The sequence below is a fragment of the Methylocucumis oryzae genome, from assembly GCF_000963695.1.
In the GTDB taxonomy this organism is placed as follows: Bacteria; Pseudomonadota; Gammaproteobacteria; order Methylococcales; family Methylomonadaceae; genus Methylovulum; species Methylovulum oryzae.
The window spans coordinates 1-22,177 of sequence record NZ_LAJX01000136.1 but is presented as its reverse complement, the minus strand read 5'-3'; the positions used below and the strand labels follow the sequence as shown (position 1 = coordinate 22,177).

General features: G+C 43.4%; 23 protein-coding genes and 2 pseudogenes. 9 read left to right on the top strand and 16 right to left on the bottom strand.

Annotation, left to right across the window (positions count from 1 at the left end; translation table 11 throughout):
* The 7 genes from VZ94_RS23105 to VZ94_RS13705 all read right to left on the bottom strand — a co-directional run.
* Positions 1-456, bottom strand: a 456-nt coding sequence (locus VZ94_RS23105; protein ID WP_131655567.1) for a sigma 54-interacting transcriptional regulator, incomplete at its 3' end; no start/stop codon positions are given.
* Positions 374-910 (bottom strand): sigma-54-dependent transcriptional regulator, encoded by a 537-nt coding sequence (locus tag VZ94_RS23100; protein ID WP_157844935.1) that lies wholly within the window; start codon positions 908-910, stop codon positions 374-376. The genes VZ94_RS23105 and VZ94_RS23100, both read right to left, overlap by 83 nt.
* Positions 888-1,265: a response regulator gene (locus VZ94_RS13725; protein ID WP_045779658.1), complete on the bottom strand. Its 378-nt coding sequence runs from the start codon at positions 1,263-1,265 to the stop codon at positions 888-890. Before VZ94_RS13725 ends, VZ94_RS23100 begins: the two co-directional genes overlap by 23 nt.
* 3 nt (positions 1,266-1,268) lie before the next feature.
* The gene (locus VZ94_RS23095) at positions 1,269-2,615 is read right to left on the bottom strand and encodes a GAF domain-containing sensor histidine kinase (RefSeq protein WP_052700536.1); all 1,347 of its coding nucleotides are present in this window, start codon (positions 2,613-2,615) and stop codon (positions 1,269-1,271) included.
* A complete protein-coding gene (locus VZ94_RS13715) occupies positions 2,575-2,955 on the bottom strand; it encodes a PAS domain S-box protein (protein WP_157844934.1) in 381 nt (126 codons plus the stop codon). The genes VZ94_RS23095 and VZ94_RS13715 overlap by 41 nt, the downstream gene beginning before the upstream one ends.
* Positions 2,956-3,063: 108 nt before the next feature.
* Entirely contained in the window at positions 3,064-3,246 is a 183-nt protein-coding gene (locus tag VZ94_RS13710) for a hypothetical protein (RefSeq protein WP_131655566.1), read from the bottom strand.
* Between the two features lie 52 nt (positions 3,247-3,298).
* On the bottom strand, positions 3,299-3,775 hold the full coding sequence (locus VZ94_RS13705; RefSeq protein ID WP_239649936.1) for a bifunctional adenosylcobinamide kinase/adenosylcobinamide-phosphate guanylyltransferase: 477 nt from the start codon (positions 3,773-3,775) through the stop codon (positions 3,299-3,301).
* A gap of 357 nt (positions 3,776-4,132) precedes the next feature.
* Here VZ94_RS13705 and VZ94_RS13700 point away from each other — a divergent pair, with 357 nt between their 5' ends.
* The 4 genes from VZ94_RS13700 to VZ94_RS29175 all read left to right on the top strand — a co-directional run bounded on the left by VZ94_RS13700 (position 4,133) and on the right by VZ94_RS29175 (position 9,161).
* Positions 4,133-4,975 (top strand): endonuclease/exonuclease/phosphatase family protein, encoded by an 843-nt coding sequence (locus VZ94_RS13700; RefSeq protein WP_045779661.1) that lies wholly within the window; start codon positions 4,133-4,135, stop codon positions 4,973-4,975.
* Between the two features lie 144 nt (positions 4,976-5,119).
* Positions 5,120-7,876, top strand: a complete 2,757-nt coding sequence (locus VZ94_RS13695) for a cellulose binding domain-containing protein (protein WP_052700535.1) — start codon at positions 5,120-5,122, stop codon at positions 7,874-7,876.
* A 12-nt stretch (positions 7,877-7,888) separates the two neighbouring features.
* On the top strand, positions 7,889-8,788 hold the full coding sequence (locus VZ94_RS13690) for a DUF1552 domain-containing protein (RefSeq protein ID WP_239649935.1): 900 nt from the start codon (positions 7,889-7,891) through the stop codon (positions 8,786-8,788).
* Positions 8,769-9,161, top strand: coding sequence for a hypothetical protein (locus VZ94_RS29175; protein ID WP_239649934.1), 393 nt, complete (start codon positions 8,769-8,771; stop codon positions 9,159-9,161). The genes VZ94_RS13690 and VZ94_RS29175 overlap by 20 nt, the downstream gene beginning before the upstream one ends.
* Before the next feature lie 84 nt (positions 9,162-9,245).
* Here the strand turns inward: VZ94_RS29175 and VZ94_RS27080 are convergent, their stop codons facing one another.
* The 8 genes from VZ94_RS27080 to VZ94_RS13660 all read right to left on the bottom strand — a co-directional run bounded on the left by VZ94_RS27080 (position 9,246) and on the right by VZ94_RS13660 (position 15,884).
* Positions 9,246-9,599: a GmrSD restriction endonuclease domain-containing protein gene (locus VZ94_RS27080; RefSeq protein WP_204369150.1), complete on the bottom strand. Its 354-nt coding sequence runs from the start codon at positions 9,597-9,599 to the stop codon at positions 9,246-9,248.
* 10 nt (positions 9,600-9,609) lie between these two features.
* Positions 9,610-10,962: a DUF262 domain-containing protein gene (locus VZ94_RS13685; protein WP_204369149.1), complete on the bottom strand. Its 1,353-nt coding sequence runs from the start codon at positions 10,960-10,962 to the stop codon at positions 9,610-9,612.
* 54 nt (positions 10,963-11,016) lie between these two features.
* Positions 11,017-11,187 carry a hypothetical protein gene (locus VZ94_RS26005; RefSeq protein ID WP_157844933.1) on the bottom strand — a complete coding sequence of 57 codons (171 nt, stop codon included), beginning with the start codon at positions 11,185-11,187 and terminating at the stop codon, positions 11,017-11,019.
* Between the two features lie 40 nt (positions 11,188-11,227).
* Complete coding sequence (locus tag VZ94_RS29170; RefSeq protein ID WP_052700534.1) at positions 11,228-11,593, bottom strand: hypothetical protein; 366 nt, start codon at positions 11,591-11,593, stop codon at positions 11,228-11,230.
* A complete protein-coding gene (locus VZ94_RS13675; protein ID WP_052700533.1) occupies positions 11,583-12,386 on the bottom strand; it encodes a hypothetical protein in 804 nt (267 codons plus the stop codon). The genes VZ94_RS29170 and VZ94_RS13675 overlap by 11 nt, the downstream gene beginning before the upstream one ends.
* 483 nt (positions 12,387-12,869) lie before the next feature.
* The gene (locus VZ94_RS13670; protein ID WP_045779654.1) at positions 12,870-13,265 is read right to left on the bottom strand and encodes a type II toxin-antitoxin system VapC family toxin; all 396 of its coding nucleotides are present in this window, start codon (positions 13,263-13,265) and stop codon (positions 12,870-12,872) included.
* Positions 13,262-13,510: a hypothetical protein gene (locus VZ94_RS13665; RefSeq protein ID WP_045779653.1), complete on the bottom strand. Its 249-nt coding sequence runs from the start codon at positions 13,508-13,510 to the stop codon at positions 13,262-13,264. The genes VZ94_RS13670 and VZ94_RS13665 overlap by 4 nt, the downstream gene beginning before the upstream one ends.
* Before the next feature lie 373 nt (positions 13,511-13,883).
* Complete coding sequence (locus VZ94_RS13660) at positions 13,884-15,884, bottom strand: glycosyl hydrolase family 18 protein (protein WP_157844932.1); 2,001 nt, start codon at positions 15,882-15,884, stop codon at positions 13,884-13,886.
* A gap of 777 nt (positions 15,885-16,661) precedes the next feature.
* On the opposite strand from VZ94_RS13660, the gene VZ94_RS23085 reads away from it, so the two are divergent.
* Positions 16,662-18,182, top strand: coding sequence for a calcium-binding protein (locus tag VZ94_RS23085; RefSeq protein ID WP_052700532.1), 1,521 nt, complete (start codon positions 16,662-16,664; stop codon positions 18,180-18,182).
* Positions 18,183-18,234: 52 nt separating this feature from the next.
* Here the strand turns inward: VZ94_RS23085 and cysG are convergent.
* A pseudogene (gene cysG, locus VZ94_RS13645) lies at positions 18,235-19,618 on the bottom strand (siroheme synthase CysG).
* Between the two features lie 73 nt (positions 19,619-19,691).
* Between cysG and VZ94_RS13640 the strand changes: the two are divergent.
* The 4 genes and pseudogenes from VZ94_RS13640 to VZ94_RS29150 all read left to right on the top strand — a co-directional run.
* The gene (locus tag VZ94_RS13640; RefSeq protein WP_045779650.1) at positions 19,692-19,946 is read left to right on the top strand and encodes a sulfurtransferase TusA family protein; all 255 of its coding nucleotides are present in this window, start codon (positions 19,692-19,694) and stop codon (positions 19,944-19,946) included.
* A 255-nt stretch (positions 19,947-20,201) separates the two neighbouring features.
* Positions 20,202-20,453: a hypothetical protein gene (locus tag VZ94_RS29160; RefSeq protein WP_239649933.1), complete on the top strand. Its 252-nt coding sequence runs from the start codon at positions 20,202-20,204 to the stop codon at positions 20,451-20,453.
* Between the two features lie 113 nt (positions 20,454-20,566).
* A complete protein-coding gene (locus VZ94_RS29155; protein WP_239649932.1) occupies positions 20,567-20,938 on the top strand; it encodes a PDC sensor domain-containing protein in 372 nt (123 codons plus the stop codon).
* Positions 20,922-22,177: pseudogene (locus VZ94_RS29150) on the top strand (cache domain-containing protein); the annotation flags it as partial. The gene VZ94_RS29155 and the pseudogene VZ94_RS29150, both read left to right, overlap by 17 nt.

Genomic DNA, 22,177 nt, shown 5'->3' with positions numbered 1-22,177 from the left:
ATATAAATCTTCTCGAAACAAACCCTCGGCAATAGCCTTAGTCAAGTTACGGTGTGTTGCAGCAATAATGCGCACATTCACCGGTATCGATTTAACGCTACCTACCGGTTTAACTTCTCGCTCTTGTAAGACTCTAAGCAATTTGACTTGTAATGGCATCGGCATATCACCGATTTCATCCAAAAAAACACTACCCCCGTTAGCAGCGACAAATAACCCCGGCGAATCTTTGGCAGCGCCGGTAAAAGCGCCTTTCACATGACCGAAAAGTTCAGACTCCAGCAAATTTTCCGGAATAGCGCCGCAATTAATCGCTAAAAACGGTTTACAGCGGCGAGGACTGGCTTTATGTACGGCTTGTGCCACCAGTTCTTTACCTGTGCCAGACGCACCGGCAACTAATATGTTGGTATCGTATTGGGCAATGATGTTCAGCTCGGCAAGCATGGCTTGCATAGAGGCGTTGTTCGTTATAATCGCAGCATTCCAGTTCAAAGTTTGACTCTGGACAAGGGCTTTGCGCTATTGCCCTTGATACTTCAGCTAATAACGCATCGGCTTCGAAAGGTTTAGTAAAAAAGCCAAACAAACCACGACGCATAGCCTCTACCGCCAAAGGCACGCTGGCATAAGCGGTTAGCAAAATAACGGGAACTGTCGGATACGAGTGTTGCAAATGGTCAAACAACATTAAGCCATCCATTCCACCCATGGATAAGTCAGTAATCACTAAATGAGGCCGTTGCGTCGCCATAAGCACTAACGCTTCTTCAGCACTTTTAGCTTCGATAACGTGATAACCTTCTAGTGATAAACGCATGGCTAATAAGGTTAACAGTGAAGGATCATCGTCAACCGCTAGAATTTTGACCGCACCCGATAATTGCTCAGACATAATCTTGCTCGTCAAAGAGGTCTCGTATTAGCTTGAGTAATTCTTGTTGTAGGAAAGGTTTGACTAAAAAAGCCGATGCACCTTGCTCTAAACATTTTTGCCGTTCTTCATCCGACGCACTAGCGGTAAGGAAAATAATCGGAATACAGGCGGTATCCGGGTTATGTAACAAGCCTTGCAAAACACCGTAACCGTCTAACTCAGGCATAACTAAATCACAGATCACTACATCAGGCAGCGCTTGATATAACAGAGTTAACCCCGTTTTGCCATTATCTGCGGCGATAACCTGGTAGCTTTCCATTTCCAATAACTGGATTAAAAGCCGCCGAATATCAATATCGTTTTCAATGATGAGTATTTTTTTCATTGTCTATCCTGATTGAACCGGAATCGCAATAGAAAATGTGGTGCCTTTACCTAATTCACTACTGAAACTGATTGTACCGCCATGTAACTCGGTACACTGCTTAACTATAGCCAAGCCTAAACCGGTACCTTGGATATTTCTTACATTTTTGGCACGATAAAAAGTGGTAAACAATTGGCCTTGGTCTTCTAGTGGAATTCCTATCCCTTGGTCGACGATAGTCAATACAAGAGTCGATTCAAGTACATGCCAGGACAGTATTACGCTTGAGCCTGGAGCAGAAAATTTGACACTATTGCCAAGTAAGTTTAAGACGATTTTTCTAAGCAAAAACGCATCTAACACTAGCCGTATCGAAGCTCTGACAGGGCTTTGATAAAGAATTTGATGCTTTTTACCAATACCCGAACTCACTTCAGCAATAAATTCCCGACATAATGCATCAATAGACGTAGGCTGAGGCTGAAAAGATAAATGACCTGTATCTGCCTTGCCTATAAATAACACTTCATCCAGCAAATGCGTCATATTCTTAACCGCGCCTTTAATCATCTCCGTTAAATTAGCTTTTTTTTGTGCATCTAATCTATCAGCGTAGGTTTCTAGCATTTCTGTCGCCGATAAAATCGTCGTCAACGGTGTTCTAAACTCATGAGACGCCATAGCGATAAAACGCGACTTTAATTCGTTTAGCTCTTGCTCTCGCTCTAGCGCTTTACGGACATCCTCGGCAGCTTGACGCAGATTTTCTTCGGCTTTTAAACGAGCAACAGCTTCGAGACTCAACGCGATTTGATTGGCAACAGCTAGTGCAAAACTAATATCATGTGAATCCCATGACCGCTTTAAACACGTCATGCCACACCAAAAAACGGCGATGACATCACCATCTAACCAAATGGGAACATCTAATATCGATGTTATATCAAGTTCTTTAAGTCTATCGTGAAATTCAAGCGTCTTAGCATCATGCTGAGCATCTTCAACAATTAACGGGGCGTTCGCCAGAATTGTTGCAAAATAACCCGGATAATCCTCTTCCTTGAAAACCCATAACAAGTTTTCATCCATCATGCTATCAATTTCAGCTAAATACAGAGCGCGGCAGCTTAACGTACGCTTGGTTTCACAAAAATCCAATATCGCTGCATAGGATAAGTCCAACGTATTTGCAACGGCTCGTAAAATAATTTTAATCGCCACCGGAAAATCCGATTTATCCATACGCGCTAACTCAAACAGCGTACTCTGATAGCGCAACATGCGCTTAGCATGATTTTCTGCATCGGCGGCGGCTTTTACCCTAGCGCTAAATGTCGCGGATAAATGCACTAAACCAATAAGTCCCATCTATTTTCACCGGCCAAACCGATAATTCGACAGGAAATTCAATACCTCTATTATTTAACGCAGTTAATTCAATCGTGCGATTCAATACCTGAGTTGCACCGGTTGTCAAAAAACGCTGCATCCCGGCTTCATGGGCTGAGCGGTATCGATGCGGAATAATTAGCTCAGATAAACGCAGCCCTACCGCTTCCGTTTTAGACCAGCCAAAAGTTTTAGTCGCCGCTGAATTCCATTCTTCTATGATGCCATTTTGATTAATGGTAATCACAGCCTCTGCTGAGCTTTCAATCATCGCGGTTAAATGCTCAGTTATCTGATAAATGCACGCTTCTTCATTCATAACCGTTTCGTTTAGCAAGTGTACCAAAGCCAAATACTGATGATTCATAAAGCAAAATTCGGTATTTGCCTTAAGCGACTATAGCAGAATGACTAGGATTTGCCCAATTCATACACCTTTATCAGAATAAAAACTCGTTACCATCAAATAAACGCTTATCATGATGAAGGCAATATCAAGCATCACATAAGAATCAGTCACAAACGCGACGGTCGTTGCCGAAAAAATAAACAGTCCTAAGCCAACCAAAAAACGTTTACGTTTAAAAAATGCTGTTGTGTCGTTCATCATATTACCCTCAAAGACAATAAAAACAACATGATAGCCTTAAATAATGACTGCATTATTTCAACGGCAACGCTAAACCGGCACTACACAAAAACACCTTATCACAATAACCCGCTAACAATTGCGCGGCCTTACCCGATAAATCCACAAAGCGCCGTGCCAGCGCATTATCGGGAATAACACCACAGCCTACTTCGTTTAGCACAAACACCAAATCATGTGACAGCTCCGCCACGCGGGTTAATTCATCTAAAATAGCTTCATCTGACTGACCGTAATACATTAAGTTATTCAGCCACATGGTTACACATTCTATTAAGACAGGGCGTGTTAACACACTAATCGTAGAGAACAGATTAACAGGCGCATCAATCGTATCAAACGCGTCTTGTCTACGCGCTTGATGGTCCGTAATTCGCTGTTGCATTTCTACATCAAGTAACTCGGTCGTCGCTAAATAATAGGGTTTAGCACCGTTATAGCGGGTCAAAATAAATTCTTCGGCTAGCCGAGATTTACCACTTTTTAACACCGCCGATAAATAACGCTTTTAAAGGTTTTTGTTGCATAGAGATGAATTGTTAAAGGAAAAAGTTACCTACCGGAGTTATTCCAGCACATTCTTTCTCAATAATGTAACAATAAGCGACTAAAACGTTGGCTACCGACTTAAACAATATCAAGCCGGGACAGGTCGTTTAGAGTGTCAGAAAACTGCTCCATGCGTTTTCTGCATTCACCACATCCTTGTGGTTTCAGGTGTCGGCAGCAGTGATGCTGCCGCCAAGCCTACAGGGGTATATTTACGGCGCCCTGCACTCTGAAGGACCTGTCCTGGCTTAAGTTGGTAGCCAAAACGTTCACTAAACCGCTGAAACCAGACATCATCATGGAACTTTCGTTACTGACGTTAAATTTGCATTGTTACCAACAACATCCTCGCACATGTCCTTTTGATACCATGCATCAACATGAGCGAGAGGTATGGATAATTGCTGAAGCTATTGCGCAACAAGGCATTGACGTTATTTGCTTACAAGAAGTCGGTGAATATCATCACGACCCTATTACCCAACCGTATGGACTATCGCCGTCTAATATGGCGAACCGAATTAAAAATCGCTTAAACGAATGGGGGCTTTATTATCACAGTCATCAAGATTGGAGTCATATCGGCTTTTACCGGTGGCGCGAAGGCACGGCTATTTTAAGCCGTTATCCCATGCAGCATACTTATGCTGCTTATGTATCGGCGAGTCAACGCAAAGATGACTATATGTCGCGCAATATCACCGTGAGTTGTATCGACGTGCCTTGGTTTGGCTTATTACATGTTGCCAATGTGCATTTAAACTGGGCACACCATGGTTTTTTTGACGAATATGCACGCGTGCGCCAGCTCATTGAATCCAGACTTTATTTTGGTGTGCGAGGTGATTTAATCGTAGGCGACTTTAATGCACCTGCGGGTGAAGCGGCGTATCAACATATCGTAGGCAATGCCGAATATGTCGATCAATTTTACGAACTCTATCCAGAGCGCTTTTTTGAACCGAGTTTTGCCGGTCAAATCGACGGCTGGCGCAATAGCCCACCGAAACGCATTGATTATATTTTTAAACGCAACCAGCCAACCATTAAAATAAAATCTATGCGCGTTATTTTTAATCAGCAATTTTATCCTCTGGTTTCAGACCATTACGGCTATTTAGCACGTTTTGACTTGTGGTAAACCGTGAATAGGCATGTTTAAGGAATTACCTCACACTATAGCTGTTTTTTCATTGCAAAAATCATTCACTCTTTTAGCATACTTCGTCATTCATCCCTCTGCCTATCGATGCTTATGTCTGCTAAATGCCGAATCTATTGTGCTTTGAGTTTATTGTTTATTTGTGTCACTAAACCGGTGTGGGCAGAATGCCTAGCCGATTACCACTTAGTATCGGAATGGAGCGATGGTTTTACCGCTAAAGTCACGCTGACCAACCAAGGTAAGGCATTTAAAAATTGGCAAGTCACCTGGGCGATGCCCAATAATCAACAAATCACCACTCTTTGGCAAGGCATACTGAGCCAATCCGGCAATAAAGTCGTCGTTGACAATGAATCCTATAACGGCGACGTTGCTAAAAACGCTCAATTCGACTTTGGTTTTAACGCAAGTTATCAAACCACTAACGACATTCCTAAAAAGATTTATTTAAACGGCGAACTCTGTAAAAGACCGAAAACACCTAGACCTACGCTAAGTTGTAGCGCTAGCTATGTTATCTCCGGCCAATCCGATAGCGCATTTACCGGTACTGTCACCGTTAAAAATAGCGGCTCCGACTTACAAGGCTGGCAAATTAGCTGGAAAATGCCGGGCAATCAAACCATTAACAATTTATGGAATGGCGTCGTTCAGCAATCTGGCAACGCGGTTACGGTGGGCAATGCGTCTTGGAATCGGCTCATCGCTAGTGATGCAACGATAGAATTGGGTTTTAGCGCCAACTATTCCGGCACTAATGCACCACCCAAAGCCGTTTTTTTAAACGGCGTTGCCTGTGCCAAAACCTCTAGCGGTGATGATGGCAATCCGAATACCGGTAACGCTCCTAAGGCACCTAGCGGATTAGCCGCGACAGTCTTAGATAATGCCCAAGTTGTTTTAACTTGGCGCGATAATAGCAGCAATGAAAAAAGCTTTAAGATAGAACGGCGTTTGTCAGGCCGTAGTAGTTGGCAAGCGTTAACCAATACCGCGAAAAATATTAGCCGTTATCAAGATGCTAGCGTAGACATGGGTAATGCTTATGAATACCGCGTTACTGCTGTCAATGACAACGGTGCCAGTAGCGCAGTTGCCGCATCGGCGACATTATTAAGCCTAGTCGAATACGGCGCTGAGCAATATAAATCTCAAGGGTGCGCAGCCTGCCACGGCAGTGATGGTTCGGGCGGCACGTTTAACTCACCGTTAACCGGGTTTACCGTTGCTGAGCTAAAGAAAGTCGAAACCACGATTAAAAAAACCATGCCGCTCACCTCCCCTGGCTCTTGTACCGGCAATTGTGCCACCGGGATTGCGCATTATTTAATTGAAGTGTTAGCGTTAGTCGGCAATAACGAATGCTCTAAAACCAAACCGCCACATCCGCGCAGCTTACGCTTGTTAACCCGGCAAGAATATCAAAATACCGTTAACGATTTACTGGGTTTATCAGTCAGTTTAGTCAATGAGTTACCGCAAGAAAACCGTGTCGATGGTTTTGATAATAATGTCGATACTAACCAAATCACAGGCTTGCGTTTAGAAGCGTTTTTACAACAAGCCGAAAAACTAGCCAATCAAGCGGTTAATAATAATTGGGCTAAATTGGTGAGTTGTAACCCACAAGAGGCCAACTGTGCGACCCAATTTGTCACGCGTTTTGGTAAACGCGCTTACCGCAGACCGTTAACACAAGCAGAAATTAACGCTTACCTTGATTTATTTACTAGCACTAACTTAAAACCGGCGGTTACCGACGTTATCACGCGCATGTTAATGTCGCCGCATTTTCTCTATCGCTCTGAGCTAGGTCAGTTACAAAAAAATGGTTCATACCAACTGACTGCCTACGAAATTGCCTCTAGCTTATCGTATTTATTTTTAGGCACGTTACCCGATGCTCAATTGCTTAAAGCTGCGGATAACAACCAATTAGCCACCGCCGAACAACGCCTCACTCAAGCTAAGCGCTTATTAGCGTTACCACAAAGCAAAGCTCAGTTGGGTCAATTCGTCGGTCAATGGCTATTAAGCACGAGTCCGTATTCACTGCCTAACAAAGACCTAGCGGTTTACCCCAACTATTCCAGCAAAGTCAAAACAGCGATGTCGCAAGAAATGATTAACTTTTTTTTAATTATGTCGCGTTTTGATTCTAGCCAGCGTTTTGCCGAATTATTCACCGCTGACTACGTGATTGCTAATAAAACATTAGCAGACTATTACGGACTCAAAGGCCCTATAGGTGCTGATTTTGAAATGACGCCGGTCGCAAATAACACGCGTTTTGGTCTGTTAACCTTAGGTGCGGTATTAGCACGTTATGCCAATAGTAACGAATCACATCCATTTAAACGTGGTGGTTTTTTACATAAACGCTTGCTCTGCCATGATTTGCCATTACCCGCCAACATGGGCTTTATTGTCGCGCCTAAACCCGACCCTAACGCCACCACTAAAGAACGTTTTAATATTCATAGTGCATCAAACACTAGTTGTTACAACTGCCATCAATTCTTAGATGACCCAGGCTTTGGCTTTGAGCATTATGATGGTGCCGGTCAGTATCGCGCTAAAGAAAATGGCCGTGCCATTGAAACCGCCGGTATTTTACGCGGTTTAGAAACCTTTAAAGCCGATGAAGCCGTCAATTTTACTGACTTAGCCGATCTCAGCAATTTATTAAGCACAAGTTCTAGTGCGGCTCAATGTGTCGCTACCCAATATTATCGTTTTGCCCAAGGACGCCGAGAAAATACCGACAACATTTGCTCAATGAAAAGCTACTTAAAAACCTATACCAAAAGTGGCAATAACTTACAAACCATGTTGCAAGCGTTGGTCACCTCGCCCAGTTTTATCTTACGCCGTTAACCAGGACATGCCATGACTTACATTACGCGCCGACATTTTTTAAAGCAAACCGCCTTAGCAGGACTTGCCGCATCTGGATTAACGGCATCTCAATTATTTGCCGCTAACGCGACGCCTGCACGTCGAGTCATCTTTGTCTATTTCCCCGATGGTGCGGAATCCGGGCAATGGCATGCTAACGGTGATGGCAAGCAATTTACCTTGCCCGCCATGACAGCGCCTTTGCAACGTGTTAAACAGCATTGCGTTTTTTTAAACGGTATCAACATGGTTGGCTCAGGCGGTACTCATGAAGGCGGTATCATCAAATTGCTGACGGGGCGTAGTGGTCAAGGCAATGATTTAGGCGTATCGCTAGACTATTATTTAGGCCAGTTATACAAAAATGAAACGGTTACGCCGTTGTTAAACTTAAATGTCGTACCGATTTATACCGATAAGCACATTACTTACGACAGTAATGGCATAGCGGTGGTACCGCAAATGAATCCATTAGCGGCATTTGACTCTTTATTCGGCGCCGCGAACAGCAATCAAGCGCATCAAAGACAACAAGTCAGCATTCTCGATCATTCATTAGCCGAGTTAAAAGCCTTGCAAAAAGCCTTAGGCAGTAATGAAAAAGCCAAACTCGATACGCATTTAGATGCAGTACGCCAATTAGAACGCAAGCTGACGGCACAAGGTCCCGGCGTTTGTGGCGCATGGAATTTCAACCCCACCGGTTTTAAAGTCACGCACACTGAATTATGGCAAAACCCTGAATTTATGGACGCGAAACAAATGGCATTAATCGGCGATTTGCATATCGATGTTGCGGTACATGCACTGTCGTGCGGATTGACACGGGTAGTCACGCTAAAATGGAATAATTCAGTGAATGAAAAACGTCATGTTCGAAGCGGGTTCTGACATGACGTGTCACGGCGCTTCACATGCAGGCGGTGCGGAATGGGTAAAAATTAAAGCTTGGTATGCGGAACGCTTTGCGCGCTTAATCGAGCAACTACGCGACACCCCCGACGGCGACGGTAGCTTACTCGATAACACCTTAGTCTTTCTAGGCAGCTGCTTAGCCGATGGCGCGCTACACAACCACGATAATATGCCGTTTATTTTGGCGGGTGGTAGCGCCGGTGGCATTAAAAACGGCGTGTGCTTGAATTTTGCTGGCCTACCGCATAACAAAGTATTAGTGTCTATTGCCCAATTTATGGGGGCTAACATCGCTCAATTTGGGACTCAAGATAGTGAGCCAGGGGCGTTAAAGCAGCTATTAGCGTAAACTTGGCTTTTATTGGCAATAAAGTACGCAAAGCAGACTAAGCAAATCTTGAGTTCGAGAAAAAAATGAACCCTAATTCTCCTACTACACAATGGATTTTAACTTATTACTTAAAAGCATTTTTCTTTCATCTACAAATTCAAGAAAACTGTCAAAGTCATAAGATTCCATTGTCGGTATTATGTGTCGATTTTTGAAATTATCATCCCTTGAGGCAAACCAGTCTGCAAAGTTTTTGGCACGTTTTTCGTTATTTTCAGAACTAGTAAGTAACTCAAGATTAATTATAGAGTTCGAATATTTTTGATATTTCTCTATTTTTCCTTGATCGTATCCACGTTGTTTCAATTTTGCAGCAGTAAATTCAGATTTTGGAAAAATATGGTCTTCTTGATATTTGTTATCCTTCCAATCTCTGTCAGGATAAAACAGCGACAAAATGAGATAGCTATATTTTGTGCTGTAATTTTGTTGATAACAAATTATCGATTTCGGTATCATTAAAATTAGGTTCGATATTCAGCCTGTGGTTTAATGCTTCATACGGAAATAAAGAAAAATCCGTTTGCGCGTCTATTGTGTCTTGCAGATTCTTGAGCGTAGTATCAGATGAACCGCCAAAGGCATTTTTCAACAAAGCGGTAATTAACCACTTTTCTATGATTCGTTGATTGCTAACATCATCCTTAGCGGTTGATTCAATAAAGTTTTTAACTTTTCGTTTTGACAAGTAGTAAGCAATAGGAAGTAACGCCATTTTTGAAACAAGGTTTTTATCGGAAAAGCCAAACTTACTGACTAATTCTATTGCCGCTTTAATATTTTCTTTAACGTTATCCCAATTGCCTTCAATCTTTTCAAGGTTAGCTTTAGTAAAATTTTTGACTTTGTATTGAATGGGCAAGCCATCAGTCAAATACAAACTTCCTTTTAAAACAAAATCTTTTCCAAATGAATAACCACTTCCAACTGTATTTATACTATCAGTGAAGTCATGAATTTCTTCCCGTGCGTTTAATTTGGTGAATTGCGCTGTCGCTGTTGATAGTAAAATATCACTGTACTCTAACTTTACACCGCCCGTATTCGCCCTAATGAAAGCCTCCACAACTTTGTCATAATCTTGCGATTTTTCTTCGTAATAGTTGAGGCTTTTTGCATTATTTATCCTTGAATGAAGCCGACCAATATTGGAATTAGCAATATCCTTTTGTTCATCACTGAGGTTGACTAGTTTTGGTTTGATTGCTTTTTTTGCATCTTCCGCATCAATATAGTCGTGATTGAGAATATCACCAACCAAATACCAAAATTGCGGGTTATTATCTTTTGGACTAGGAATGTCATTCTCTCTGAATTCAAATTGATAGGTCAATTCTTCTGGATTTTCTGGTTTTACAGGTTCCTTCAAAATATTAAGATAAAGCTTGGTCTTATACCAACGATAATAGAAATACCGATAAGAGCCTTTTAAACCAATCAATAAAGAAGTTAGTCGCTGTTGTCCATCGAGAACTAGATAAATATCTTGCCTAATTCCATTTAAATTAGCTTCTTTATTGTGGGAATTTTCAGAATCGTAATCTTTAATAAACTCATAAGATTTCCATTCATTTTTGTTTTCTTCTTTAACTTTCCAAAATAGAAACGTACTGATTGGAAAGTCACCCATAATAGAATCAAAAAGCTTTTCAATAGCTTGGGTATCCCACACGTATTCTCGCTGAATAGCTGGTAAAAATGTATTTCTATTTAGATATTCGGTAATAACTTCATTAATCGTTTTAGGTGTATAACTCATTATTTTGTCCAATTTTTTGTTGAATTTTCTAATGCTAACGATTTCAGCACTGAATTATGCCAAAACCTCAAAATTTAAATTTACAAACGTAAAGCCACTGTTACTTTGTTTAGCGGTTATTTGTAAGTTTTGCTTGTTCATTGACGACTGTTCCACTTCTTTGATCAACGCTTCAATACTTAAATCGACAATATCCTCATTGGCAAAAATAAGGCTTTCCGCCATGATGCCGTCCCTGATTGACTGACACAACTTATTATCATCCTCACGGAGCCGAAAAAAGAAAAGCATACTGGGACGGTAAATTGTCCATCCATCGCGATCTATCGACCTGACGCTTGGAAGCTTTGGCAGGCTCAGGTTCATGACAGGTCAGCAATGCCAAGGAGTCAATCAATTCTTCCACGTGCGCCACGGCTCGGCGTAGCCAGTTCCAACCAATATGCGCGCAACTTTGCCCACGAAACCAATGTGGGTCGACACAGCGTCGTTTGCCTTCAGCCACCACCGCTACACCTTGACAAACCAAGACGACGGTGGCGATCGCCATCACAAAACACAAGCGCTGCAACTTATTCACCTCGGTCAGCTTTGATGATTCCCATTGGAAGCCGTTGGACTTATGATCCAAAAACGTTTTCCTCGATCGTGAACCGGCGGCCATATTCGTATAAGGTTTCATGACCGGTCGGCTGGTCACTGACGATAATCCACGGTTCTTTGGCACCCTTTTCCCAACCGACCGCAATATGAACCGGCAGGTGCGCCGCTGTCACGTAAAAGTTGTGGATATAACAGACTTCGCCCGGCGACACGCGCAAAGTCAATGCCCGGTAGCCGCGACACGTCTTTTCAAAGAGGCCTACATCGCGCTTGCAGCGGATACACAGGTGCCAGTCGGTCTGCCGCTGATGCCAACGCAATAAATCGCCATGCATAAAACCGCGATCCGCCAGTAGCACTACTTCGTAGCCTTTCAACATGCGCACCGCAAACTCCAATACCCCGCGATAGTCACGGAACGCCACACTGGCGCTCGCATGTTTCATCACTTTCCATACCAACGGGATGGCTCGCCCACGGTATACCAGCGACAACTGCACAACACAGAACGTATTCCATAACATCGTGGTATCCAGCGCCACCAGTAATCGTCGCTCTTCCAATGTCACCAACACATTCCTCAACATCGACGAGTACAACTGCAACACGTCTATCCTCGGATTGGATAGCCAGCGTTGAAACCGTCGCTCGTACTGTGCACGCCCTACCACAAATGCCGTCCATTCACTCAAGGCGATCCAGCCGCTCGATAACAAACCCACCACCATCCAGGATACAGCGGCTAAATGCCGACGATCCTGCCATGGGGCGTCCGCTAATAATTTCAGTATCGTATCGTACAATCGGCTTTCTGGCTGCATACGTCGGCATCCTTGCTTATCAATATTAAAAAAACGCTTATTCTGCCATCAATGGCAAGGGCTTGTTAAGTTTTGTCAGGCAATCAGGATGCCGTCCTAACGCAATTTTTGATATAAGACGGGATAGCTACTAAACTTGGCTTCCTGTTGGTGGATGACTTGTGTATTCTTCTACGGGTACATTTTCAAATTTTCCGGTAACCAACCAATTTTTCTTCATTACTTCAAAACCAGACCTGTGCATTGTATCTTGAAATCTATTTCTGTCATATTTTAGCTCATCCAATTCCTAGGTTATTGGCTAATATGGAATGATGTTACCTCACTCATCAATTACTCCACAATACCTAAATCACCATCAAAGCAAGAAAGCTCTGTGCTGGATGAAACTTACTGAATTAGAAATTAGGAGCTACCTGGCTTTGGATGCCATATTGTGCTGTTCATCCTAAGTAGGAGCTACGCAGCCAATCCCCGCTTGTTTTACAACCAACACACCAACTTCAAATTTTCAATCCTACCAAAGTGTTTGCCATTATTGGTGACCAATGAAAAGCCATTCGCTTTGGTAATACTGGCAATCATTAAATCCATGTCATCAATCATATTACCCTGTCGTTTTAGTGTGGCTTTATCTTGAGCAAAAATCACACTGGCAGGCTGGTCAAACTCCAAAATCGGCAACATTGTTAATAATGCCGTTATCTTGCTTAGATTGTAGTCAACTTTTGATGAGTTATATGCGCCGTACAATAGCTCGGTGTAATTGATGCGGGTGGTAAAAAGGGCTTCTATCGGGTAACTAGATAATTTTTCGACGATTTCAATTTGGCCTTTTAAAAAGTAAATCAGAATATCGCTATCAATGACGAGATTCATAGAGCCGAATCAATGTCTTTACTCGATTTATCGGCCTGGATAGCATCTAAAATAGCATCTGCCTCGTCAGCCGCCAACGTTGCGGCAAATTGCATTAGCACATTTTTTCGATTCAGCCTTGAAGCGGCAAACTGCATAACTGCTTTTTCGATAATATCGGTTTTGCTAGTTTGTAAGTCTTTGGCAAGCACAGCAATCGTGGTCAAAGTAGTTTCATCCAATCTAAAGTTAACAGCTTGCTTCATTGAAAATCCCCCATGAGCATTTAAAATGTAAAGACATTTTAATTTATTATTTTTATCTTTGTAAATACAATTGAAAACTACTGCGTCGCTTGGTAAATTTTTGTGCTCTATCCCACAAGAAATTATTAGTGTCTATTGCGCGATTTATGGGGGCTAATATTGCTCAATTTGGGACTCAAGATAGTGAGCCGGGGGCGTTAAAGCAGTTATTGGTTTAGAGGGGCTTCTCACTCCCACGCAGGTAAGAAAAAACTGTATTTCCACAAAAACACTACTCCGGACGACTTGAGAATAGCTAAGATTTGGACTATTTTCACAGTTTCTGCTGCGTGGGAATGCATAAAAGCCCCCTCCCTTGCCATCACCTGGCTGATTATTCGACCGTCAAGCCATCATCCGTCCAACCCATGATTTCTGCTGCACGTAGGCGGGCACTTTCTGGGGTGGCGGCGGTGATGCCATTGCAAGTGACACTGCTTGGATCTAAGTTTTCCGACTCGGTGCGGAACAGCGACCAGAGCATCAACCCGTCTTTGCTGCCTTTCGCTATGTTGGCATTTTTGATGCTGTTTGCCATGTTTTCAACCGAGTAAGGTCGGTTAATCGGGCGCAATGTGGTCGGAAAGTTCCAGATTGCTGAATATTGGTCGTTCAGCATCACCGTTCCAGGGCAGGCTTCGGCATCGACATCGGCATCATTAACCATCAGCACTGATTTTTCAGGCCCTATCGCACCGCCAATAGTTGCAGAATCGAGCACTTCCAAACCGAGATTGACCGCTACGCCCGCTGGCATAATCGTGCGGTATTGTTGGTAAGCCAGCACAGGGTCATAGGCGTAATAGCCAATGTCGTATGACATGATGTTCAACATATCGACTTGCTTAGCCAGGCGATTTTCTTTTAGCAGCTTACGCTCGATGCCTGCACCCGCCCAAGCAGAATTCAGCTTAAGCTTTTTGCAATAAGGGTCTTTGCTGTTGGCTGGCGCACAATCAGCCCCTACAGATGAGGCTGCCATCGTGAACAATTTTGGGTTAGCGTTTCCTGCGGCGTTTTCATTGTTCATGTGCTTGGCTATGCTGCGTAGCGTGGTTAGCACCTTGCTATATTGAGCAATCGTCGCCGCATCATTGACCACGCCCGCTTCATAATCCATGTCGATGCCATCAACGCCGAGCGCATTGGCAAGCAGCAACAATCGCTTGCGGTATTGGGCTTGGCTGATGAGGTTTTGCCAGCCGTTGCCGTGGCCTTGCGCGTCCAAGGCAGCCTGCGCGCCACCCACTGACAGCACGACTTTAATGCCGTCACGCTGCAAATTGGCGATAGCGTTGCGGATTTCTGCTACAGGTTGGGTAAAGCCTAGCCCTGTGCCGTTAAAGGAACGTGTTTTAGCGTTAAATGTGCCCACGTCCGGAAAAGCAAAGGCCAGGAACACATGGGAAAAGGTGCGCGAGACTTGATTCAAACTCTTAGCCGGGTTGTTCAACCAGCTTGGGTAGTAGCCGACAAAAGGCGTACCGGACGGTGCTTGCGGCTGAGTTATGATTTGCCCGCCTGCGATTGCCAAATTGCGGGTTTTTACGCCGCCGGACTTGTCAAAGGTCAGCCAAACGCTATAAGCCATTTTAGGATAGCCCGAAAAGGCTGCCGTCTCTGTGTTGTTGATGTAGACCTGAGTCAAGTCACTGCCCACGAAAGGCGCACTGCCCCAAGCTAGCTTTTTGTTGTTGCTTAAATTGGCATTTAAACCATATTGAATGGATTGGTAAGCCCATTCCCAGTCACAAGGCATTAAAGCCGCCCCACAACCTGCCTGCTGGTTTGATGTCTTGCCTCGATCATCCGACCAACCACTGCCCAAGGTGCTATTCGGGTAGGCGGTGTTTTGTACGATGCCCATTTCATAATCGCCAGCGACCAGCAAATTGTAACGCGCACCTAAGTTAGCCTCGCTCCAATCCCAAGACGATCCTGTGGTGATACCGCCACCTACAGGGGTTGCAGTGAACAAATATTTATCGCCCCATTCCAGCCCGGTAACAACGCCACTGCCGTTATTATCAAATTTCATGTTGCCATAAGGCCCTCGCATGTCGGAGTAAACCACATTGACAGGAATGCCGGAAAAATCATATTCCACACTCCACAGTGGATAATCCACACCATTGATAAACTCCCAAGTAATCTTGACCGGAAGGTCATATTTCACATGGGTAGCAGGGTTTGTCGATACTGTGGCATCGTAAGCCATTGGATTCGCTGTACCCCAATGCGGATAATTTAAAGTAAATTCATGGACAGCCTTGACGGTATCTACCGAAACCGCTGTGCCTGTACCCGCAAAAAAATTTGCTAAGCGGCGAGTCATCCTGCCCATGCAATCCAGCAATCGTCCCGCTGCCTCCGTTCGGCAAGTTACGGTACAGCTCATGCGAAACAAAATAACCGAAACCACCATCAGCACCGGCCGCAGCATTCACATTCACGGGTGTACCATCATCAGCCTCGTAGGTAAATTGCCAAGCGTAGCCGCCGCAATTGGTCCCGGCGCCATCGCTGCACACCAACGAGGCACTGCGAGCCTTCCCGGCGCTGTCGCGCCAAGTGTAACGAAGCACATTCTTGCCATTGACCGTGCCGACTTCCGCCTTGACATTGCCGGAAGGGTCCAAAGCGGGCGCTTGTAGGTCAACAGCATGTACGCTGACGCTGCCTAGCAAGCATAAGGGAACAAACATTTGCCTTAAAAATATTACGTTCACAGGATTCTCCAAGAAGTTACTACACACAGGAAATATTTCACAAAAATCATAGATTAAGCTCAGCTAATTCGCGCTTTTTATTACTTTATGATTTGAATCCATTGTACAAACTGACATTTGGCAAACAAGTGAATTTGTTACACCTGTGATGTTATTATTAAGAGTAAGTCCAACGCAGAGAAACGAACGGGGTCAGGCCTGACCCCGTTCGGGTAGTTGCATATAATCCTAGATAGAAAGTGGGCGGGTATAGCGATAAACGTTAAACAACCGGTTTATCGATGGCGGTTATACGACAGTGAATAGCGTTGTTAGGTATTATTTCACGTTAAAACCTTAAAACACCTGTTAGGGTAATGCTTTTACTCGCTAGGAGAACAATAATGGCAACGATTCAAGGTGATAAACTCGATAATCAATTAATCGGTACTGATGACGACGATGTGCTGTACGGCAAATTGGGTAACGATACGTTGTATGGTAATGCTGGCAACGATATTCTAAGAGGAGGCATAGGCGTTGACCTTTTAGAAGGTGGGTTAGGGAATGATAAATACTTTGTTGATAACCACACACTTAGCGTATTCAAAGATAGCATTGTTGAATTGGTAAACGGCGGAACAGACACGGTGTTTGCGGGTGCAGATTGGGAATTAAGCGCGCATGTAGAGAATTTAGTGTTAGTCGGTGATGCGTGGTACGGCACGGGTAATCATTTGGCTAATAAAATAATCGGTAATCAATATGATAATGGATTAGATGGCGGTCAAGGACATGATACGCTGATAGGTGGCCTGGGTAATGACCATTATAGCGTGACAAGAGGCGATATAGTGGTCGAAAAAGCTAATGGTGGCATAGATACGATTTCGGCATCGGTTAGCTGGGCGTTAGGTGAGAATGTTGAAAATTTATATTTATCAGGTACTCAGCAGATTAATGGTACGGGTAATGACTTAAATAACCAGATATATGGTAACCAGGCAAATAATATCTTAAATGGCAAAAGCGGTGCCGATACGGTTTATGCGGGTGAGGGCGATGATGTTATTGAACTGCGTGGATTTGAAGGTTTTATATATTATAGCTCATCAGCTAAAGATATGATTTATGGTGGTGAGGGGCAAGATACACTTAAGGTTACCGATTGGGATCATACAGTTACAATCGATGCTCAACGAGATATTATTCATGGTATTGAAATGATAGATTTAAGATATGTTGTAGTATCTGATCTGATAAATGTTTCGCATGATACGGTCATGCGGTTAAGTGATACTAATATATTAACAGTTTACGGTGATATTGATTGTAGGGTTAGGTTGAGTAATAACAGTGGACTCTGGAGTTATAGTGGTATTGTTAATGGCATGAAAGTCTATACGGTGGGGGCTGTTGAGTTAAGAGTCACTCAGGACGTGAGAGTGTCTGAAGAGGTAGCAGTCCCTGAGTATAGAATTTTCGATGCAGCCTCGGCGCAAGGTGTAAGCGATTTTTTTGATGCGGGCGCACAGAAAGTCATTATTAACTTTGCCAAAGATTACCGTCTTACCGATGTGCAGCAAATCGATTTAACCGGCTTTGGTTTAGAAGATACGTTGATTATTAGTCAGCGTGACGGCGCGGTGAATAACCATCAAGCTAATTATGGCTCTAAACGCAGTCAATACATTATCGAAACCAGTTTTACGCCTTCTTATAATAATTCGATTACCGACAGAGTGTCTTGGCAAACCGGTGCCAGTAAGGCATTGCTATTATCCAAAGATATGCATTATACCGGCAATAATCATGGTACTAACACATCAACCAGCTCCTATTCCTTTCCGGTTTCTACCGTGGGTAGTATCCAAATTGTCGGATTGCCAAAAGGCTTGGCGGATACACAGTTTGTCTTTGTTTAGCGTGTAACAGACGTTGGCTAATGCTGCCTACGCATTAGTCAACGGTGTTACGTTATTCCGTTTGATACCAATTTAATTTTTGATGCAAGTTAACCACAGTGCCTATGATAATCAGCGTGGGTGGCTGTATAGTCACACGCGCAACTTTTTTCAACAATAGTAGCCAATGTGCCAGTGATGACGACTTGGGTTTTGGTCGTGCCTTGTTGGATTAACGCTATCGGTAAATCGCTAGGGCTGCCATGTTGCATTAAGGCTTGGCATATTTTTTCTAACCCAACTGAGCCCATGTATATCACAACGGTTTGATTGGGTGCTGCTAACTCGGTCCAATTTAAATGAATGGTGTCGTTTTTTAAATGACCGGTAACAAAAACACACGATTGTGCATGGTCTCTATGGGTTAATGGAATGCCGGAATATGCCGCACAACCAGTTGCAGCGGTAATACCCGGTACGACTTGAAAATGAATGCCTTGTTGCATTAAGGTTTCGATTTCCTCACCACCGCGTCCGAAGATAAATGGGTCACCACCTTTAAGTCTAGCGACACGTTTACCGGATTTAGCCAGCTCGGCGAGCAATTGATTAATCGATTCTTGCGGCAGGCTATGATTTTTACGCTGTTTGCCGACATAGACCTTATCGGCGTCGCGTCTGGCCAGTTCTAAAACCTCTTCTGAAACTAAATGATCGTAGACAATGACATCGGCTTGCTGCATTAAGCGCAAGGCTTTAAACGTTAATAAGTCTGCCGCGCCAGGCCCTGCGCCAATCAAATAGACTTCACCTGCTACCTGTTGGTCGGTTTGTGCGAGTTGTTGTTGCAGCAGTGTTTCAGCGAGAACCATATTGCCATTAAACACCGCTTCTGCGACCGAGCCTTGTAAAACATTTTCCCAAAACATGCGCCGTGCAGTTAATGTCGTTAAGCGTTGTTTAACGGCGTCCCTAAACTTTTCTGCTAATTGCGCGAGTTGACCATAAGCCGGTGGAATGGCGGCTTCAATTTTAGCGCGTAATAACCGGGCTAATACCGGTGCCGTGCCGCTTGAGCTAATGGCTACGACTAACGGTGAGCGGTCGATAATCGCCGGGAAGATAAAGCTTGAAAGTTCAGGGTTATCAACAACATTAACTAAAATATCGCGTTGTTGACAGGCATTGGCGACGAGCTGATTCGTTTCAATGTCGTTTGTTGCAGAAATGACTAGGCGGTAACCTTTGACATCATCAGCAGCAACACGCTTGTGAATCAGGGTCAAGCCATACTCGGCTTGTTTTTGTTCGATAATGCTATCGATATGCTCTGCTAATACCGTGATATTGACATCAGCCTTATGTAATAACTCGATTTTTCTTAGCGCGATATGACCCGCACCGACCACTAAGCATTTTTGTTGCTTTAAATTAATAAAGATAGGGAAATAGTCCATTTTCTAGCAGGAGTTTTTTGCGGCAAAAGATATTGGTATTATAAGCAGCAGCGAGTGTTAGGGAAACATAGGCATGAGAATAGAATTTGATGTAGAAGTGGATGCGAGCGGTTTAATGTGTCCACTGCCTTTATTACGATTAAAAAAGGCGTTAACAATAATGTCTGGCGGTGAGGTGATTAAGGTGATTGCAACCGATCCAGCGGCCCATTTGGACTTTGGTGTTTTTGTCGAACAAGCAGGTCATGAACTGGTTTTAGTCGATAAGCAAAGCGATAAACAGATATTTTTTTATCAAAAAACGGTTAGTTTAGTTTGCGTTGATTAAAAACTTTTCCGATACGTCTTTTGGAAATCATAGGACGTTGCTCTTTTTTGGTGCGTTCATAGAGCGCACCAACTTAGTGAAAGACTAGCGGGCATTTTTGTCCCTACAAATTAAAAATTTCGCTATGTGGCAAAAGTGAAAATTAATTATTTATTTAAAAAACAGTAAATTAAATAAATATCTTTTATAAAATAGTATATTGGCCTATAAATTGCTTTCTCTGATATAACTTATTTATCGAGTAGAGGGTAATTTATGTTGTCAGAAGCCGAACGATTTGAAATTTTTTCACCTTACATCCGTAGTGTCACCCAATGTAGAGAAATACTAGGAGACCTAAATTGGACGTGGGGATTAATCTCGGCCATCGCAGAAATTAGCTGCCCGAAAGAAGCATCATCAATATTGCCAGCAATGGAAGCCACTAAAAAAGGGTTTGCTGATTTAGAGCATAAATTAACCCGTCAGTTAGTTTCTGAAGAAACCAAAAAACCTGCCTTGAGCTAGAATCTAAAGCCCAAGTATGTATCGACATTTTAGTCAGGAATTTATACGAAAGAACCGCAGATATAGGATTCTTAGCAACCAATGCCGATATTTGTGATTTCGTCTTAAGCACGGTGCAAGGTCAACCTACTTCGGTTGATTCTATTACTCAATTATTACAAGAATACGTTTCTAAATACACGGTCTACAACGACATTATTATTCTTGATACTGATGGGGTTGTCTTGGCTCGATTAGATGGCTCAGCCGATATGATGGGGCTGCGCGCAGTTGACCCGATTATTCAAGAAACCTTAGCCTCGTCCGATGCCTACGTCGAAACATTCGGCAAAACCCAATTAAGACCCAATGATGAGTCGGCGTTAATCTATTCAAAGCGCATTGAAAACCCATTAGATGGTACCGTTATTGGCATCTTGTGTTTATCTTTCCGCTTTAAAAATGAATTAGAAGGGATTTTTCCGCAGTTTGCAGAAAAAAGGTGATAAAGCCGTTATGCTGTTACTAGATGCTTATTCTGTCGTAATAGCTACCAGTGATGCCGATCAAATTCCCTTAGGCAGAACGATTGAGTCAGTTCCGGAGAATGAAGATTATGCTGTAATCGATTTTGCTGGTAGAGAGTATTTGGCCGTGACGCACCGTGGCCGACCTTATCAAGGTTATGCGGGTCAAGAATGGTACGGACATGCAATGGTGCCTTTGTCTTACGCTTTTCGCAGTTCTGAATCGGATAAAGAAGTCGACGAAGAAATTCAACGCCATGGCGATGCTTTTTCATTGGATGTGTCGAACATCGTCGCAGGCGCAGCGGAAGGGATAAACTTATTTCTACATCGCGTCATTTGGAACGGTCAAGTGATGGCAACTAATGAAGATGGTAATCTGGTGTCACTCAAAGCCATCTTAAGACAAATTCGCTCAAAAGGTGCGAGTACCGCTAAAGCGCTAGCAGAATCAGGCAGCAAATTGCAAACGACGATGATTACTTCAGAGCTACGCAATGCTGAATCCATCGCTCGCTTAATGATAGATATTATGGATAGAAATCTTTACGAGCGTAGCAATGATTGCCGGTGGTGGGCACTGACTTCAGAAATTAGACGTATTCTTTCCGAAGGTCGGTTAGATGGCAGCGATAAAGCTAAAATCACTGACATTCTGGTTTATATTAATAAACTCTATACTGTTTACACCCGCCTTTTCATTTATGACATTAAAGGCACGATTGTCGCCGAATCCAATCTACACAACGATACGTTGCAACCGGTCAATAAACCAGTCGGTGCCAGTTATGCAAAAGAAACCTTCTCACTGCGCTCACCGCAAGAATATAGAGTTTCTCCTTATGAAGAGTCATGGTTGTATGACGACAATCCAACCTATATCTACAATGCAGCGATACGGCATATTGATGACTTAAACAAAGTCGTCGGCGGTATCGGTATTGTGTTCGATTCAACTCCAGAGTTTAAGCACATGTTGGAAGACTGTTTGCCCGATAAAGAAGGCGCTTTTGGACTGTTTGTAGAACGGCCTAGTGGCAGAATTATCGCGGCGACTGATAAATCAAAATACAAAAAAGGCGATATATTGTGGATTGACCCAGAATTTTTTGAATTACAACAAGGGACGGGCAAATCCAAAATTGTGCTTTACGATAAAATTTATTATGCGGTGGGTTGTTATTCATCGCGCGGTTACCGCGAGTTTAAAACAACGGG